Genomic DNA, 16,957 nt, shown 5'->3' on the forward strand with positions numbered 1-16,957 from the left:
ATGCCGCCCGTCTTCGCCCACGGCCGACTCCGCCTCTACCTGCTCAAGCTGCTGGACGAGGCCCCGCGGCACGGCTACGAGGTGATCCGCCTGCTGGAGGAGCGCTTCCAGGGCCTGTACGCGCCCTCCGCGGGCACGGTGTACCCCCGGCTGGCCAAGCTGGAGGCCGAGGGTCTGGTCACGTACGCCACCGAAGGCGGGCGCAAGGTGTACTCCATCACCGAGGCGGGCCGCGCCGAGCTGGCCGACCGCGGCGGTGAGCTCGCCGACCTGGAGCTGGAGATCCGTGACTCGGTCTCCGAACTGGCCGCCGAGATCCGCGACGACGTACGGGGCGCGGCGGGCGCGCTGCGGCGGGAGATGCGGGCCGCGGCCTCCGCGTCGGCGGCCCCGGTCGAGGACGCCTCCTGGGCGGCGGCCAAGGAGGAGCTGCGCAAGGCCAAGCAGGAGTGGAAGGAGCAGGCGCGCCGGGCGAAGGACGAGTCCCGCCGGGCCCGCGAGGAGGCCCAGCAGGCCCGCCGCCAGGCCAAGGAGGCGCAGGAGCGGGCGCGCGAGGAGGTCATGCGGATCGCGGTCCAGTTCCAGGAGCAGTTCGCGAAGTCCGGCGGGGTGCTGGGCAATCTGGCCGGAAGCTGGCTCGGTGGCCCCGGTAAGGACACCACCACGACCACCGCCTCCGCCTCCGCGAGCACGGCCGCCGGCCCGCGCTGGGCCGAGGACCTCGCCCCCACCGGCGATCCGGCCCGTGACCTGGACCGGCTGCTCGACCGCTTCCGCGACGACGTCCGCGACGCCGCCCGCGACCACGGCGTCACCCCGGCCAAGCTGGCCGAGGCCCGCGCCCACCTCGCGGCGGCCGCGGACCGCCTGGCCGAGACGCTCCGGCCGAAGCGGTAGGCCCGAGGCATCCCGCCGGTCGCGACAGGTCGCGAGTCGGGCCGGGAGCCGGGCCGCGCGTCAGGCCGCCGTCAGGCCCGCCTCGGCCGCCGCGTACGTGACGCCGTGGTCCGCCAGGACCTCGGCGGCCGTGCCCGGGCGCGAGAGCAGTGCCAGCAGCAGGTGCAGGGCGGCGATGTGGCGGTCGTGGCGGCCCAGCGCGATGCGCAGGGCCTTTTCCAGGGTCTTCTTCGAGCCCTGCGCGAAGGGGACGTGCCTGCTCACCGGCTCCGGGCGGCCCAGCGCCGAGCGGAGCGAGGAGCCCAGGGTCCGCCGCCGCGGGGCCGCGGCGGCCAGTACGCCCTCGCCGTGGGCCTCCTCGACCCGGGAGAGGATCGCGGTCAGGTCGATGCCGAGGCCCGCGAGGGCCTCCTCGTCCGCCCGGGACATGCCGCCCCGACGGCGGGCCGCGGCGAGGTCCGCCGCCATCGCGGCGCGGTCGACGCCCAGAGGGTCCAGCGCGCCCCGGCCCAGCAGGGCCAGGAGCAGGTGCTCCTCGGTGACGGTGGCGGCCCCCGCCTGCCGGGCCTCGGCCACGGCGCCCACCACGGTGTCCCTGGCGTCCTGCGTGAAGCGTTCGAACATCAGACCCTCCCGTGCTTCTTGTGCACGGCCTGCCGGCTGACGCCCAGCTCGGCCGCGATCTCCTGCCAGGACCAGCCCTGGGCGCGGGCGCTGCGCACCTGTACGGCCTCCAGCTGCTCCAGCAGCCTGCGGAGGGCGGCCACGGCACGCAGGCCCACCCGCGGATCGCGGTCACCGGCCCGCTCGGCGAGATCCGTCGCTTCTGTCATGCCTGTCAATGTAGGTTGACGGACACGGTGGCGTCAACCGTCATTGACAAACCGGCGGCTACACCGTCAGGACGATCTTTCCGAACAGGTCGCCCGCCTCCAGCTTCTCGAAGCCCTCCCGCGCCCGGTCCAGCGGCAGGACCTCGTCGATCACCGGTCGCACCCCGGTCGCCGCGCAGAACGCCAGCAGGTCCTCCAGCTCGTCCTTCGACCCCATCGTCGAGCCGACCACCTTGAGCTCCAGGAAGAAGATCCGCGTCAGCTCGGCGTGCGCCGGCCGGTCCCCGCTCGTGGCGCCCGAGATGACCAGGGTGCCGCCCGGGCGCAGCGACTTGACCGAGTGCGACCAGGTGGCCGCGCCGACCGTCTCGATCACCGCGTCCACCCGCTGCGGCAGCCGCGCGCCCGGCTCGTACGCCTCCACCGCGCCCAGCTCCACCGCCCGCTTGCGCTTGGCCTCGTCCCGGCTGGTGGCGAAGACGCGCAGGCCCGCCGCCTTGCCGAGGACGATCGCGGCGGTCGCGACCCCGCCGCCCGCGCCCTGCACCAGTACCGAGTCGCCGGGGCGCACGCCCGCGTTGGTGAACAGCATCCGGTACGCGGTCAGCCATGCCGTCGGCAGGCACGCGGCCTCCTCGAACGACAGCTCGGCGGGCTTGCGCAGGACGTTCCAGGCCGGGACGGTCACCTGTTCGGCGAAGGTGCCCTGGTAGCGCTCGGTCAGGATCGAACGCGGCTCGTCGGGGCCGACCCCGTGGCCGCTCTGGCCGATCACGGAGTGCAGGACGACCTCGTTGCCGTCCTGGTCGATCCCGGCGGCGTCACAGCCGAGGATCATCGGGAGTTTGTCCTCGCCGAGGCCGACCCCGCGCAGCGACCACAGGTCGTGGTGGTTGAGGGAGGCGGCCTTGACGTTCACGGTCACCCAGCCGGGGCGGGCCTCGGGGGCCGGGCGCTCGCCCAGCACGAGGCCGCTCAGCGGCTGGTCACGGTCGATTCGGGCGGCGTAGGCAGCGAACATGCCGCGACGCTACCGCTCGGTAGCGCGTCGGGCCAGACCTGTCGGGGCCGAGCAGGTGAGGCCTTCGTCGCACGGCCGCCCGTACGGATCGGTGGCCTTCGGCGGGAACCGGGCGGGGGTGTTCCTGCGTCCGTACTGGACCGCCCGGGAGCCTAGCGGAATCGTTCGTTGCGTACTCAACTAAGCGTGCCACGTGCGGTCTTGTGGGATCGGGAGGGGGAAGCGGAACGTAAGAATCAAGCCTGGAGTGGCGGTAATATTCACGCCATGCCGCCCGGCTCGTCATGAGCCTGCCACCTTGTGGCCGCATTCTCATTGACGAAGCGTCAGCTTCGTCGAGGCGCTGAGGCGGAGCACCCCCTCCCGGTTCGGGGGCGGGGAGGGTGTGCCCAACAAAGAGAGGGGCCCGGCCGGATGTCATCCGGCCGGGCCCCTCTTCCGTGCTGCTGCCGGGTCAGGCCAGGCGGGCCACGCCATCGGCCTTGGCCGCCGCCGCGACCGCGGCCGCGACGGCCTCGGCGACGCGCGGGTCGAACGGCGAGGGGATCACGTAGTCGGCGGCGAGCTCGTCACCCACGACACCGGCGATGGCGTCGGCGGCGGCGATCTTCATGCCCTCGGTGATCCGGCTGGCGCGGACCTTCAGGGCGCCCGCGAAGATGCCCGGGAACGCCAGCACGTTGTTGATCTGGTTCGGGAAGTCCGAACGGCCCGTGGCCACGACCGCCGCGTACTTGTGCGCGACGTCCGGGTGGACCTCCGGGTTGGGGTTGGCCATGGCGAAGACGAAAGCGTCCTTCGCCATCGAGGCCACCGCGGCCTCCGGCACGGTGCCGCCCGAGACGCCGATGAACACGTCCGCGCCGTTCAGAGCCGCTTCCAGGGAGCCGGTCTGGCCGGTCTTGTTCGTCAGGCCCGCGATCTCCGCCTTGACGTCCGTCAGGTCGGAGCGGTCCGCGGAGACGACGCCCTTGCGGTCGGTGACGCACACGTCGCCGATGCCCGCGTCCACGAGGATCTTGGCGATGGCGATGCCCGCCGCGCCCGCACCCGAGATCACGGCGCGCAGGTCGCCGAGCGTGCGCCCGGTCAGCTTCGCGGCGTTGCGCAGGGCGGCCAGGGTCACGATCGCCGTGCCGTGCTGGTCGTCGTGGAAGATCGGGATGTCCAGGGCTTCCTGGAGCCGGCGCTCGATCTCGAAGCAGCGGGGGGCGGAGATGTCCTCCAGGTTCACCCCGCCGAAGGACGGAGCCAGACGGATGACCGTCTCGACGATCTCGTCCGCGTCCTTGGTCGCGAGCGCGATCGGCACCGCGTCCACGCCGCCGAACTGCTTGAACAGGATGGCCTTGCCCTCCATCACGGGGAGGGAGGCCTCGGGACCGATGTCACCGAGTCCGAGCACGGCCGTACCGTCGGTGACGACGGCGACCACGTTCGACTTCCAGGTGTACTCGTTCACCAGCTCGGGCTGCTCCGCGATGGCGCTGCAGACCTTCGCCACGCCGGGCGTGTACGCGAGGGACAGGTCGTCCTTGTTCTGGACCGGCACCGTGGCCTGGATGGCCATCTTGCCGCCCCGGTGCAGTGCGAACACCGCGTCCGGGTTGTTGTCCGTCGCGCTGTCGCTGCGAGGATTGACGATCTCCGCTGCCACTTTCTTGGCCCCTTAAGTCTTTGAATCGTTGAGGGTGACCACACCTGGTTAAGGGGTGGGCGGGCACCGCGTCCGTACTCCGCATCGACGGTTGGCCCGTCTCCGCGAAGGGGAGGTTCGTACGCGCGGGCGCGCCGCACGCGCGCCCTGAGCCCCGGATGAGGGGTGTAAGGATCCGTTGTACCCGAAGAACGCTTGCTCAGACGAGTCGATTCCTGCTCGACTGTAGACTGCTTGTCCCGTTTTCGGCGAAAGGTCCAAACGACTCCGTCCAATGGGCGAGACGGACCGCAAATAGTCCGTCAAAAGGGCCAGGTCGCAGCGGTTCCTTCGGCCTCGAACCCCCGAATCCGCAGTCCTGTTGGGTACCCCCACCCACCCGTTATCCGATTTTGACCTGACGAACTGCCTGAATGCGTCAGTCCGAATGGCAAGATGCCGTAATCACACGAGGTCGCGACACTCGAAGGTGCGTGCCCGACCGTTCTCGGATGCTCCACCAGCCAGCCGGAGGAACCAGCTCATGACCGCAAGCACCACCCGTCGTACGACCGCCGCCCGGTCCCGGATCGCCGCGGTCGGCGCGATCGCGGTCGCCGGAGCCCTGATCCTCACCGGCTGTGGCGACCAGACGGAGAAGGGCTCGTCGGCGACCCCTTCCGGCGGTACCTCGAAGGACAACAGCGCCCCGTTCTTCTCGGCCCTGCCGAAGAAGATCCAGGACGCCGGTGTCATCAAGATCGGTACGGACTCCGCCTACGCCCCGATGGAATTCGTCGAGGGCGGGAAGATCGTCGGCGTCGACCCCGACATCGCCGAGGCGCTCGGCAAGCAGCTCGGCGTGAAGATGCAGTTCACCGCGGGCACCTTCGACGGCCTGATCACCTCGATCTACACCGGCCGTGAAGACGCGATCATGTCGTCGATCACCGACAACAAGCAGCGCCAGGAGGGCCTGGACGACAAGGGCCAGAAGATCGGCAAGGGGATCGACTTCGTCGACTACTTCTCCTCCGGCCTCTCGCTCCTCGTCAAGAAGGGCAACCCCGAGGGCATCAAGTCCCTGGACGACCTCTGCGGCAAGACGGTGGCCGTCCAGCGCGGCACCACCTACGAGGACGCCTTCAAGGCCCAGGCCGAGAAGTGCGGCGACAAGAAGCTCACCATCCAGGCCTTCGACACCGACGCCGAGGCGCAGACCCGCGTCAAGGCCGGCGGCGCCGTCGCCGACCTGAACGACTACCCGGTCGCCGCCTACACGGTGAAGACCTCCGGTGGCGGCAACGACTTCGAGATCGCCGGCCAGCAGAGCGGCGTCGGCCTCTTCGGCATCGGCGTGAGCAAGGACAACACCCAGCTCCGCGACGCCCTCAAGCAGGCCCTGGACGCCGCGATCAAGGACGGTTCCTACGGCAAGGCGCTGGAGAAGTGGAACGTGCAGGACAGTGCCGTCAAGTCCGCGACGGTCAACGCAGGTCAGTAAGTCCCGCGCTCCACGCTCCACTGAAGGGCAGTCATTGTGACTGACAAGATCGAAAAGGGTCCGGCCGAGAACCCGCCGGCCGGACCCGGCGCCTCGGGCCTCCCGTACGAGGCCATCAAGGCAATTCCGGTGCGGCACTACGGCCGCTGGGTCAGCGGCGTCGTGGTCGTCGCGCTGCTCGTCTGGCTCGTCTACGCGTTCGCCAACGGCAACGTCATCTGGGCGACGGTCGGCGACAAGCTGTTCGACCCGGCGGTTCTGAGCGGTCTCGGCAACACCGTGATCATCAGCGTCTCGGCCATGGCGCTGGGCCTCGTGCTCGGCATCCTGTTCGCGGTGATGCGCCTCTCCAAGAACCCGGTGACAGGCGCCGTCTCCTGGCTCTACATCTGGTTCTTCCGCGGTACCCCGGTGTACGTCCAGCTGCTGGTGTGGTTCAACCTGTCGCTGATCTTCCAGTACATCAACCTCGGTCCGATCTACAAGAACGAGACCGTCGACATCATGACCCCGTTCATGGTCGCCCTCCTGGGCCTCGGCCTGAACGAGGGCGCGTACATGGCGGAGATCGTCCGGGCCGGCATCCAGTCGGTCGACGAGGGCCAGACCGAGGCCGCCCACGCGCTCGGCATGCCGCAGACGAAGACCATGCGCCGGATCGTGCTCCCGCAGGCGATGCGCGTGATCATCCCGCCGACCGGCAACGAGTTCATCAACATGCTGAAGACCTCCTCCCTGGTCTCGGCCGTGCAGTACACGGAACTCCTGCGGGCTTCGTCGAACATCGGCAACACGGCCGGTGCCATCATGGAGATGCTGTTCGTGGCCTCCTTCTGGTACCTCGCCCTGACCAGCGTGTTCAGCGTCGGCCAGTACTACCTGGAGCGCCGCTTCGCCCGTGGTTCCACGCGGAACCTGCCGCCGACGCCGTTCCAGCGTCTGAAGGCCAACCTGAACATGTTCCGCCGTACGGAGGTCGCGCGATGACCACTCAGCCGATGGTCAAGGCCGAGGGCGTCCACAAGTCGTACGGCGCCGCCCACATCCTGCGCGGCATCGACCTTGAGGTCGCCCCGCGCGAGGTCTTCTGCCTGGTCGGCCCGTCCGGCTCCGGCAAGTCGACCTTCCTGCGGTGCATCAACCACCTGGAGCGCATCAACTCCGGCCGCCTCTCGGTGGACGGCCAGCTGGTGGGCTACAAGCAGAAGGGCGACAAGCTCTACGAGCTGAAGGACAGCGAGGTCGCGGCCCAGCGCCGCGAGATCGGCATGGTCTTCCAGCGCTTCAACCTCTTCCCGCACATGACGGCCATAGAGAACGTCATGGAAGCCCCCGTCATGGTCAAGGGCGAGTCCAAGGCGGTGGCGCGCGAGCGCGCCATCCGCCTGCTCGACCGCGTGGGCCTGGGCGACAAGGGCGGGAACTACCCCTCGCAGCTCTCCGGCGGCCAGCAGCAGCGTGTGGCGATCGCCCGCGCGCTGGCCATGGAGCCGAAGCTGATGCTCTTCGACGAGCCCACCTCGGCGCTCGACCCGGAGCTCGTCGGCGACGTCCTCGACGTCATGCGGGACCTGGCCGAGTCGGGCATGACCATGATCGTGGTGACCCACGAGATGGGCTTCGCCCGCGAGGTCGGCGACAACCTCGTCTTCATGGACGGCGGCGTCGTGGTCGAGTCCGGCCACCCGCGCGAGGTGCTGGGCAACCCCCAGCACGACCGGACGAAGGCGTTCCTGTCCAAGGTGCTGTAAGCGCGGCGAACGGACGAGAGGGGCGGTACGGGATTCCCGTACCGCCCCTCTCGCGTGCGTGGCGGGCCGCGGAAAGTTCTCACTTTCCTACAAGGGCACTACTTCAGGCCTAGGACCAGCGCGTCCGAGGGGGAACGCCACACGGTCCGGGCCTCCGCGAAGCCCGCCTCGCGCAGGGTCCGCAGGTGCCAGGCGTCGTCGGGGGTGTCCCCGTCGGCGTGCTCGCCGTAGATCTCGTACCGGCGCTTCGTCGGCTCGGCGAGCACCGGGTCGGCGGCCGCGAGGGCCCACCAGTCGGCCCAGTCCAGCGCGCCGGCCGCGCGGGCCCGGTCCATCGCGGCGTGCCGGTGGGCGTGCTCGGCGGCGTTGATGCGCGGGGTCGCGGCGTCGGGCATGTGGTCGGCGTTCATGAAGACCCCACCCTCGCGCAGCAGCGGGGCGAGCTGCCCGTACAGCAGCGCCAGCTGCGGGGAGTGCAGCCAGTGCAGGGCGGTGGCCGTCAGGACGGCGTCGTACGTGTCGTACGGGAGCGCCGAGGTCCAGTCGGGGTCCTTGAGGTCCGCGGTGACGAACGTGACACGGCTGTCGCCGTCGAAGTGGCCCCGTGCGATGGTCAACAGCGCCGGGTCGAGATCGACGCCCGTACTGGTGGATTGCGGGAACCGCCGGAAGACGCGGTCCGTAATACTTCCCGTACCGCACGCCAGATCCAGCACCCGGGGGGTGGGTCCCACCAGTGCCTCGACCATGTCCAGCATCACCCGGAACCGCTCCTCGCGGTCGGGCATGTACCACTCCTGCTGCCGGTCCCAGCTCTCCTGCCAGGCCTGCCAGTCGGTCGTGGTCTCCGCCATCGCTCACCCTCCAGTCGTAATACCCTCGAAGAAGTCTCGGCCGTTACTTCGAGACCCTAATCCGCAGCCGTAAGGACTACAAGTGGAACTGGCCCATTACTCGGACTATGCCGTGCGCCTGGTCAACACCGAGGAGCCGGCCCGCAACAAGGACTCGCTGACCTCGGTGGACGCCGTCCGCGGCCTCTTCGGCGCCAGCGCGCAGATGGCCCGCCGCGTCACCGAAACCGACGTCACCCGCTTCCGCAACGTCCGCGGCCGGCTGCGCGCCGTCTTCGAGGCCGCCGACGGCGGCGACCACGTCCTCGCGGTCGACCTCCTGAACTCCCTGCTCATGGAGTTCCCGGTCAGCCCGCAGGTCTCCGGCCACGAGTACCTCGACGACGAGGGCCGCCCCAACTGGCACATCCACCTCGCCGACCACCCCTCGAACGCCTCCGCCGGCTACGCCGCGATCGCGTCCTTCGGCCTGGCCTTCCACCTCACCGAGCACGGCCCCGACCGCCTCGGGCTGTGCCAGGCCGCGCCCTGCCGCAACGCCTACCTCGACACCTCCACCAACCGCTCCCGGCGCTACTGCTCCGACCGCTGTGCCACCCGCGCCAACGTGGCCGCCTACCGGGCCCGCAAACGGCTGGAAGCCGAGGCGTCCGGCCAGAGCGGCCGCAGCGCCGACGCCGCCCAGGACAGCCGCGCCCTCAGCGAACTCTGATCCGCCGCGCGCGGCCGGAAGCGCAGCACGGCCGTCGCCAGCACCAGCTCCTCGGGCACCGTCCCGTAGTCGGTGCTGTCGCCGGTCTCGTTGTACGGGTTGTCCCCGAGCACCCACCAGCCGCCCGGCCGCCGCCCCACCGCCCGCTTGACCACCAGCAGGTCCTGCTGGAACGGGTGGCGCAGTACCACCACGTCACCCGGGCGCACGGCCGCCCCGTACCGGACCACCAGCCGGTCCCCGTGCAGCAGCGTCGGCACCATCGAGGGCCCCGCCACCTCCAGTACCTCGAACGCCATCCGCGAGTGCCTTCTCTCCACCATGCGCGACCTCCTCGCCCGCTCTCGCCTCACTGCGCATGCTGCCGCAGCCTCCCGTACATTCGCTCACCGGTCCGGACGCCACCCTGGACTTTTGTCCTAAGCCCACGGGGCCGCTCGCGAAATCGCCTTTCCCACGGAGTAATCTCCCCTCTTGAGAAGACGATCACGAGGAGGACAAACTCCATGCTTTCCCGCCTCTTCGCCCCCAAGGCGAAGGTCTCCGCCCACTGCGATCTTCCGTGCGGCGTGTACGACCCTGCCCAGGCCCGCATCGAGGCCGAGTCCGTCAAGGCCGTACAGGAGAAGTACCAGGCCAACGAGGACGCCGACTTCCGCGCGCGCGCCATCACCATCAAGGAGCAGCGCGCCGAGCTCGCCAAGCACCACGTCTCGGTGCTGTGGAGCGACTACTTCAAGCCCCCGCACTTCGAGAAGTACCCGCAGCTGCACACCCTGGTCAACGACACCCTGAAGGCCCTCTCGGCCGCCAAGGCGTCGAACGACCCGGCGACCGGCCAGAAGGCGCTGGAGCTCATCGCCGAGATCGACCGCATCTTCTGGGAGACCAAGGCCGCCTGATCCAGGCCCGTCCCCGAGCGCGGAGAAGGGGCCCGACCGTCACGGTCGGGCCCCTTCTCCGTACTCGGGAACAGTGCGTCCCACGTGTGGACTACTCGTCCTCGTCGTCCTCGTCGTCCAGGCGGGCGAGCCAGGTGGCCAGGCGTTCCACCGGGACCTCGAAGTCCGGGTTCAGGTCGACGAAGGTGCGCAGCTGCTCGGCGAGCCACTCGAAGGTGACCTCCTCCTCGCCGCGCCGCTTCTCCAGCTCCTCGATGCCGCGATCGGTGAAGTACAAGTCGGGCTCCGTGCCGTGATGAAGGTGTGCAGGGGGACGTTTCCCGCCAGGATAATCCGCATACCCGGCGAGACCTCCCTTCTTGCGGGACCCGGCGCTAGCCTGGACGGCCTCCACACCTGAGGGGGCAGGGGATGCCGGACGGGCGCACGGGCGGCACCGCGCGCGCCTTCGAGCTCCTCGAACCCCTCGTCCAGGCGGCCACCGTGCGCGTCCACGCGGCCCCGGACGGGTATGCACCCCATGGGACCGGTCCCACCTGGGGGAGTGGCTTCTTCATCGCCCCCGGCTGGGTCCTGACGTGCGCGCACGTCGTCGGGGAAGGGGGTGCAGCGGTGCGTCTCGTGGGGCGTGAGCTCGGCATCACCTTCTCCTCCGGCGCCGACGGCGCCACCGGCACCGTCACCGGCCGCGTCGAGTGCGTCCTGCCCGAGCGGCTGGAGGAGCGCCGCCCCGCCCGCCGCGCCCTGTGGGACCTGCCCGACCTGGCGCTGGTCCGGGTCCTCGCCCCGATCACGCACGCCTGCGTACGGCTCACCGACCGCGGCAGACCGCGCCTCGACGAGGTCGCCTACTTCGGCTGCACCGAGGACCTCGGCACCCCCGAGATCACCGGCCGCACCACCCGGCTGCGCGGCACCGCCGCCGGCGGCGCCGCCCTGCGCCTCGGCGACGACGACGAGATCGAGCCCGGCATGTCCGGCGGCCCGGTCGTGGACCTGGCCCGCGGCGAGGTCGTCGGCGTGGTCAAGGCCCGCCGCAACAGCGGCGGCGGCGGACTCGCCGTGTCCGTCGTGCAGTTACGGACCCTCCCGCTGGCCGCCACCGGCCAGGTCGGGCTCTACCGCCGCGTCATGCAGGCCCACGACCTGTACCACTACGACCAGCACCTGAGCGACCTCAACAGCCGCCGTACCTGGACGGACGTCCACGACGAGCTCCCGGCCCGCGAGGGCCCGTACGAGGGCCGCAGACGGCTCACCGCCGCCGAGCGCACCACCCTGTGCGGGCTGCTGGCCGAACTGCCTCCGCCGCGCTCATCGGAGGCCGTCCGCGCCCTGGTCGAGGCGGCCCGCGGCGAGGAGCCGGATCCCGGCCTGCCGGCCCCGCTCAGCTGGCGCGACGGGCTCGGCATGCTCCACGACCCGCCCGGCGGCGCCGGCGAGGCCGCCGCGATGCTCCGGTACGCGACCGACGTCAGCGTCGCCGACCACCGCGAGCCGCCCTCCCCGGGTGCCGACGAAGAGCTGTGGGACTGGGTACGGGCCACCGCCGAGCGGCTGTGGCGGCCCCTGCGGCGGGAGTTGGGCGAGCGGCACGAACAGGGCCTGGCGCAGCGCGAACGGCGCCGCCGCGCCCGGGCCGACCGGCAGCCGAACGGGCACGCCCGGCCGCCCGGCGCCCTGCCCCAGGGGCCCTCCGTACTGCTGGAGGCCTGGGCGCACGGCTGGGAGGACGTCTACGACTGGCGCGTCTCGGTGCTCTACGGGCCCGCCCACCCCGGCCGGGTGACCCCGGTGGACTCGGGCGTACGGGCCACCCGGGCCGGTCTCGCCGAAGTGCTGCGGGTCCCGCTCGCCGAGGCCTTCCGGCGCTGCGACACCCACGACGCGGCGGCCCTGCTCGAAGTCGCCGTGGCGCCCGAGCTGTTCGGCCTGCCCGTGGACACCTGGACGGTGGCCGGCCGCACCCCGCTGGGCGTCCAGCGGCCGGTGGTGTTCCGCTATCCGGCCGGGAGCGGCGGGATCCCCGACGACGACGAGGCCGACCACCGCCGGGCCGACCGCTGGACCCGCGTCCAGGCCGGTCCGCTGCTCGACGAGCGGGCCGACTGCGACCGCGGCCGCCCCAGGACCCCGGCGCCGGAATGGCTCGACACGCTGCCGGACAACACCGTGCCCGTGCACTGCCGCGCCGCCGAGGAGGAGCCCACCCGCGGCTCCCTGTACGGGGTCCGGGACGCCGGATACGGAGTGGCCGTCACCCGGCGGCCCCCGGCCGACCCGGCGGCCGACTGCGCGCCGTTCCACCGCGGGCTGCGCGAGGAGCTGACGGAGGCGGCGCGGGGAGCGCCGCTGCCGGTCCGGCTCCAGGCACTGCGGGCACGCGCGCACGGGGCCGACCCCGACGCGTACTGGGCCGACGGGATGGCCCTCGTATGGGAGGACCCGGCCCGCGCGCTGCCCGAAGACGAGCCGCTGCAGGGCGACCTGTGACGGGCGGGAGGGGGAGGGAGCAGGCGTGAACGAGGAATGGCTCATCTACCGGGGGGTCGGCGAACCCCACGACGGGATCGAGGCCCTGCCCGATCCGCCGCCGTGGCGGGATTTCGACGGCGGCCCCGTCGGCGAGCCCGGGGGACCGGCGGACACCGCCGACGGCAACGTCGCGCGGCGCCTCGGCGCGCACCGGCAGGCGGCCGAGCTGCACCGGCCCGAGCCCGAGGAGCTGGAGGCCATCAACGCGGCCCTGTACCTGCGCCGGCCGCTGCTGGTGACCGGCTACCCCGGAACCGGCAAGTCCACCCTCGCGCACGCCGTCGCCCACGAGCTGAGACTCGGCCGGGTGCTGCGCTGGCCCGTGGTATCGCGGACCGTGCTCCAGGAGGGCCTGTACCGCTACGACGCCATCGCCCGGCTCCAGGACGTACAGATCGCCGCGAGCGGCGGCTCGCCGGGCGTCGGACCCGGCGAGGGCTCCGTTGCGGGCCCCGGCGCGCCGCCCGGCCCCGGCACGCCCCCCGGCATCGGCAAGTACATCCGCCTCGGCCCCCTCGGGACGGCCCTGCTGCCCACCGAACGCCCCCGCGTCCTGCTCATCGACGAGCTCGACAAGAGCGACATCGACCTGCCCAACGACCTCCTGAACGTTCTGGAGGAGGGCGAGTTCGCCCTCCCCGAGCTCGAACGCGTCGCCGACACCGAGCCAGAGGTGCAGGTGCTCACCGACGACGGGGCGAAGGTCACCGTCCGGGGCGGCCGGGTGCGCTGCCGGGCCTTCCCCTTCATCATCCTGACCAGCAACGGCGAACGGGACTTCCCGGCCGCCCTGCTGCGTCGCTGCATCCAGCTCAAGCTCGGGCAGCCCGGCGAGAAACGGCTCGCCACCATGGTCCGCGCACACCTCGGCGAGGAGGCCGCCCAGCTCGGGGCCGACCTGATCCGGGAGTTCCTCAGCCGCTCCCAGTCCGAACTCGTCGCCGCCGACCAGCTGCTCAACGCCATCTACCTCACCCACTACGCCGCCCCGCCCACCCGGGAGGACCTCGCCGACCTGCTCATCCAGCGCCTCGACCGCCCGAGGTGAGCGCCCGTGTCCATGGACCGGCCACCCCTGCCCGCCCCATCCGCTCCGACTGCCCCGGTGCCCGTCCCCGCCGCCCTGCGTGACCTCGCCGGGCTGCTGCGCGCCGCCGGGCTCGACCCCACCGCCGAGGAGCTCGCCGACGCGCTGTGGCTGGCCGGGCGGATGGGACCGCCCGGCTCCGCCGCGCCCGACCGGGACCGCACGGCTCCGCCCCGGCGGCCGCGCGCCGCGGTCGGGGCGTCCCCGGCCGAGGAGGAGCCCGTACGGCCCGAGCCCGAACCGGAGGACCCGGTGCGGCTCTACGCCTCCCGGGTGCTGGGGACCGTCGCGGAGGAGGCGGCCGAGTTCCCGGGCGGCGCCGGAGTGCCCGTACGGGTCCCCGGCGCGGCCGCGCTGCCCCGGATCCTGGAGATCCAGCGGGCCCTGCGCGCCCTCCAGCGGCACCGCCCGCCCGGCCCGCCCACCCGCCTGGTGCTCGACGAGCCGGCCACCGCCGAGGCCAGCGCCCGTGCCCTCGGGCTGGTCATCCCCGTACTGCGGCCGGAGAGCCGGCGCGAGGCGACCGTACGGCTCGTCATGGACGCCTCCCCGTCGATGGCCGTCTGGCACGACATGTTCGAGGAGCTGCGGTCCGTGTGCGAGCGGCTCGGCGCCTTCCGCGACGTACAGGTGCACTACCTGCACCGGCTCGGCGACGGCCGGGCCGCCGTCGGGCGCGCACCCGGCCCCGGCACCCGGCTGCGCTCAGGGGACCAGCTGCGCGACCCCACCGGGCGGGCGCTGACCATGGTCGTCTCCGACTGCGCCGGCCCGCTCTGGCGCGAGGGCGAGGCCCAGCGGATGCTGCACCGCTGGGCCGAGTGCACCCCCTGCGTCGTCGTCCAGCCGCTGCCGCAGCGGCTGTGGAGCCGCAGCTGGCTGCCGACCGAGCGGGGCGTCCTCACGCGCGCCGAGGGCGGCTCCGGGAAGCTGCGGTTCCGCCCCGACCGGCCGGTCCGGGGCGGGCGCCACACCGGCGGGCTCACCGTCCCCGTCCTGCCGCCCAGCGCCATCGCGCTCGGCTCCTGGGCCCGCCTCGTCGCCGGGCTCGGCACCGGACCCGTCCCCGCCGAGGTGGGCCGCGTGCTCGCCGACCACCCCGCCGCGCCCCTCCCGCCGCCGCGCGCCGTCCGCCCGCCGCGCGAACTGGTGCGCCGCTTCCGCGCCTCCGCCTCGCCGCGCGCCGTACAGCTGGCCGTGTACCTGTCGGCGGCCCCGCTGACCCTGCCCGTGATGGCCCTCGTACAGCGCACGATGCTGCCCGACTCTGAGCCCTCGGACCTGGCGGAGGTGCTGCTCAGCGGGCTGTTGCGGCGCGGACAGGCCGCCGGGCAGTGGTACGAGTTCGTGCCCGGCGTCCAGGACGTCCTGCTCGGGCCGCTCGGCCGGGACGAGGCCGCGCTGGTGCTCAAGCACTGCTCCGAGTACGTGCTCGCGCACTTCGGGCGGGGCGTACGCAACTTCCCCGCCCTGGCCGTCTCCCAGCTCACCGGCGCCCCGCCGGTCGAGGAGGGCGGCGAGGAGCGGGTCCCCGCCGGGCGGCTCCCGCAGGCCTTCGCCGAGGTCTCGGCCCGCGTCGTACGGCGCTACCTGCCCGGGCCGCCGGCCGAGGACCCGGGCGTCCCCGAGCCCGTCCTGCCCCCGCCCGGACGGGCCTGGGCGGTGCGCACGGCCCGCGACCGGCTCGCCGCGCAGGACCGTCAGGGGGGCGACGGCGGCCAGCGCGGGCTGTACGAAGCCGTCGCCGTACTGCGCCGGGCCGTCGCCGCCCCCGCCGGGCCCGGGGACACGCCCGGCGAGGCGGAGTGCGAGCTGGCCACCGTACTGCTGCGGCTGTGGGCCGGACAGCGCGACCCCGAACTGCTCGCCGAGGCCGAGCGGGTGGTGGCCGGACTCGGCACCCCGCCGGCCCGGTCCGTACTCGGCCGGATCCTGTACGAGCGGGCCCTGGCGGCCGAGCCGGACCACGAGCTGCTGGCCGCGGCGGAACGGGAGTTCGCGGCCGTAGGCGGCGACCCCGACCCGGAGCTGGACCCGCGGCTGCGCCTGGACTGCGTGGTCCGCAGGGCGCAGACCCTGGTCCGACTCGGCGAGCTCCGCGAGGACACGGGCGCGCTGCGCGAGGCGCGCTCCGCGCTGGAGGCGGTGACCGGAGCCCCCGCCTCCGACCCGGCGGTGCGCCCCGCCCTCGGCCGGGTCCTGCTCGCCCTGCTGCCCCGCACCCCCGACCCGGCGGAGCGCACGGCGCTGGCCGGGCAGGCCGCCGAGCACCTGGCGGCCGGGCTGGCCGACGAGCCGGACGCCGAGCCCTCGGGAGCGGCGGCCGCCCGCGTACGGGTGGAGCTGGCCACCGCCCTGCGGTACCTGCCGGCGCGGCTGGAGGAGGCGGCCGGGCAGCTCGACCTGGCCCTGGCCGGGGCCACCGGCGACCCGGAGCTGCGGCTGGCCGCCCTGGTGTGCCTGGCGCGGGTCCACCGGGCCCGGTACGCGCGGGACGCGCAGCCGGCGGCCCTGGAGGACGCGGCCGAGGCGTACGGCAGGGCCCGCCGGCTGATCCCGCGCGACGCGGAGGCGTACGCGGAGCTGCTGCCCGAGTGGGGCGACGTACTGCTGGACCGGGCGCGGGCCGCCGACGGACGGCGGTTCACCTCGGTGGCCGTACGCGTGCTGCGCGACAGCCGGGCCGCGGTCCCGCAGTCCGACGCCCGCTCCGCGCAGCGGCTGGTGCGGCTCGCGGAGGGGCTGCGGCTGCGGCACGCGTACGAGGGGGACGTGGTCGACCTGCGGGAGGCGGAGTACCTGCTGGAACTGGCCGTCCGGCAGAGCCGCGGCCCGCTGGAGCAGGCCCGCGCCTGGCGCGAGCACGGGGACGTCCAGCAGGAGATCCACGCGCACACCCGGGCGCCGGACCGGCTCGACCGGGCGGCGGACTCCTACCGGCGGGCCTGGCGCTGCGCGCTGGCCGCGGACCGCGAGGAGCGGCGGGACATGGCGGTGGAACTGGGGGCTCGGGTGCAGGAGTTGCGTGGCGAGGTGCTCGAACGCCTGGCGCGGCCCCGGGCGGCGCTGGACGCCTACCGCTCGGCGCTGGAGCTGTGGACCCGGCTGGGGGATGCGGCCGCCGACCGGCGGGAGGCCCTGGGATCCCGGGTCCGCACCCTGGAGGCGGGGCTGTGACCCCCGTAAGTGGGTAGTGGACCATCGACACGCGACTCGACGGGGGGA

16 protein-coding genes are annotated in these 16,957 nt (G+C 72.9%); 9 read left to right on the forward strand and 7 right to left on the reverse strand.

What is annotated here, in order from left to right; translation table 11 throughout:
* Complete coding sequence (locus OG509_RS25235; RefSeq protein WP_406184766.1) at positions 1–897, forward strand: helix-turn-helix transcriptional regulator; 897 nt, start codon at positions 1–3, stop codon at positions 895–897.
* A 60-nt stretch (positions 898–957) separates the two neighbouring features.
* Here OG509_RS25235 and OG509_RS25240 read toward each other — a convergent pair whose 3' ends face one another.
* The 4 genes from OG509_RS25240 to OG509_RS25255 all read right to left on the reverse strand — a co-directional run bounded on the left by OG509_RS25240 (position 958) and on the right by OG509_RS25255 (position 4,408).
* Complete coding sequence (locus OG509_RS25240; protein ID WP_406184768.1) at positions 958–1,521, reverse strand: Clp protease N-terminal domain-containing protein; 564 nt, start codon at positions 1,519–1,521, stop codon at positions 958–960.
* A complete protein-coding gene (locus OG509_RS25245; protein ID WP_008741547.1) occupies positions 1,521–1,730 on the reverse strand; it encodes a helix-turn-helix domain-containing protein in 210 nt (69 codons plus the stop codon). Before OG509_RS25245 ends, OG509_RS25240 begins: the two co-directional genes overlap by 1 nt.
* A gap of 58 nt (positions 1,731–1,788) precedes the next feature.
* Positions 1,789–2,751 carry a zinc-binding dehydrogenase gene (locus OG509_RS25250; protein WP_053691791.1) on the reverse strand — a complete coding sequence of 321 codons (963 nt, stop codon included), beginning with the start codon at positions 2,749–2,751 and terminating at the stop codon, positions 1,789–1,791.
* A gap of 454 nt (positions 2,752–3,205) precedes the next feature.
* A complete protein-coding gene (locus OG509_RS25255) occupies positions 3,206–4,408 on the reverse strand; it encodes an NADP-dependent malic enzyme (protein WP_387282786.1) in 1,203 nt (400 codons plus the stop codon).
* 523 nt (positions 4,409–4,931) lie between these two features.
* Here OG509_RS25255 and OG509_RS25260 point away from each other — a divergent pair.
* The 3 genes from OG509_RS25260 to OG509_RS25270 are packed head-to-tail and all read left to right on the forward strand — an operon-like array spanning position 4,932 to position 7,642.
* Positions 4,932–5,891, forward strand: coding sequence for an ABC transporter substrate-binding protein (locus tag OG509_RS25260; protein ID WP_406184770.1), 960 nt, complete (start codon positions 4,932–4,934; stop codon positions 5,889–5,891).
* 36 nt (positions 5,892–5,927) lie between these two features.
* Positions 5,928–6,878 carry an amino acid ABC transporter permease gene (locus tag OG509_RS25265; protein ID WP_030153623.1) on the forward strand — a complete coding sequence of 317 codons (951 nt, stop codon included), beginning with the start codon at positions 5,928–5,930 and terminating at the stop codon, positions 6,876–6,878.
* A complete protein-coding gene (locus OG509_RS25270; RefSeq protein WP_406184772.1) occupies positions 6,875–7,642 on the forward strand; it encodes an amino acid ABC transporter ATP-binding protein in 768 nt (255 codons plus the stop codon). The genes OG509_RS25265 and OG509_RS25270 overlap by 4 nt, the downstream gene beginning before the upstream one ends.
* Before the next feature lie 98 nt (positions 7,643–7,740).
* Here the strand turns inward: OG509_RS25270 and OG509_RS25275 are convergent, their stop codons facing one another.
* Positions 7,741–8,496 (reverse strand): class I SAM-dependent methyltransferase, encoded by a 756-nt coding sequence (locus OG509_RS25275; RefSeq protein ID WP_406184774.1) that lies wholly within the window; start codon positions 8,494–8,496, stop codon positions 7,741–7,743.
* Between the two features lie 82 nt (positions 8,497–8,578).
* Between OG509_RS25275 and OG509_RS25280 the strand changes: the two genes are divergently transcribed.
* Positions 8,579–9,208, forward strand: coding sequence for a CGNR zinc finger domain-containing protein (locus tag OG509_RS25280; protein WP_406184776.1), 630 nt, complete (start codon positions 8,579–8,581; stop codon positions 9,206–9,208).
* Here OG509_RS25280 and sodX read toward each other — a convergent pair.
* A complete protein-coding gene (sodX, locus tag OG509_RS25285) occupies positions 9,112–9,531 on the reverse strand; it encodes a nickel-type superoxide dismutase maturation protease (RefSeq protein ID WP_406184777.1) in 420 nt (139 codons plus the stop codon). The genes OG509_RS25280 and sodX overlap by 97 nt on opposite strands.
* Positions 9,532–9,714: 183 nt before the next feature.
* Between sodX and sodN the strand changes: the two genes are divergently transcribed.
* Positions 9,715–10,110, forward strand: a complete 396-nt coding sequence (gene sodN / locus OG509_RS25290; RefSeq protein WP_008741558.1) for a superoxide dismutase, Ni — start codon at positions 9,715–9,717, stop codon at positions 10,108–10,110.
* A gap of 91 nt (positions 10,111–10,201) precedes the next feature.
* Here sodN and OG509_RS25295 read toward each other — a convergent pair whose 3' ends face one another.
* Positions 10,202–10,387 carry a DUF6104 family protein gene (locus tag OG509_RS25295; protein ID WP_010061466.1) on the reverse strand — a complete coding sequence of 62 codons (186 nt, stop codon included), beginning with the start codon at positions 10,385–10,387 and terminating at the stop codon, positions 10,202–10,204.
* 134 nt (positions 10,388–10,521) lie between these two features.
* On the opposite strand from OG509_RS25295, the gene OG509_RS25300 reads away from it, so the two are divergent.
* From OG509_RS25300 to OG509_RS25310, 3 genes are read left to right on the forward strand one after another with little or no spacing between them, the layout of a single operon-like run.
* Complete coding sequence (locus OG509_RS25300) at positions 10,522–12,603, forward strand: trypsin-like peptidase domain-containing protein (protein WP_406184778.1); 2,082 nt, start codon at positions 10,522–10,524, stop codon at positions 12,601–12,603.
* Positions 12,604–12,628: 25 nt separating this feature from the next.
* Positions 12,629–13,693 carry an AAA family ATPase gene (locus tag OG509_RS25305; protein ID WP_406184779.1) on the forward strand — a complete coding sequence of 355 codons (1,065 nt, stop codon included), beginning with the start codon at positions 12,629–12,631 and terminating at the stop codon, positions 13,691–13,693.
* Between the two features lie 57 nt (positions 13,694–13,750).
* Positions 13,751–16,909: an SAV_2336 N-terminal domain-related protein gene (locus OG509_RS25310; RefSeq protein WP_406184780.1), complete on the forward strand. Its 3,159-nt coding sequence runs from the start codon at positions 13,751–13,753 to the stop codon at positions 16,907–16,909.
* Positions 16,910–16,957: the final 48 nt, after the last annotated feature.

It is taken from the genome of Streptomyces sp. NBC_01006, from assembly GCF_045162725.1.
Classification (GTDB): Bacteria; Actinomycetota; Actinomycetes; order Streptomycetales; family Streptomycetaceae; genus Streptomyces.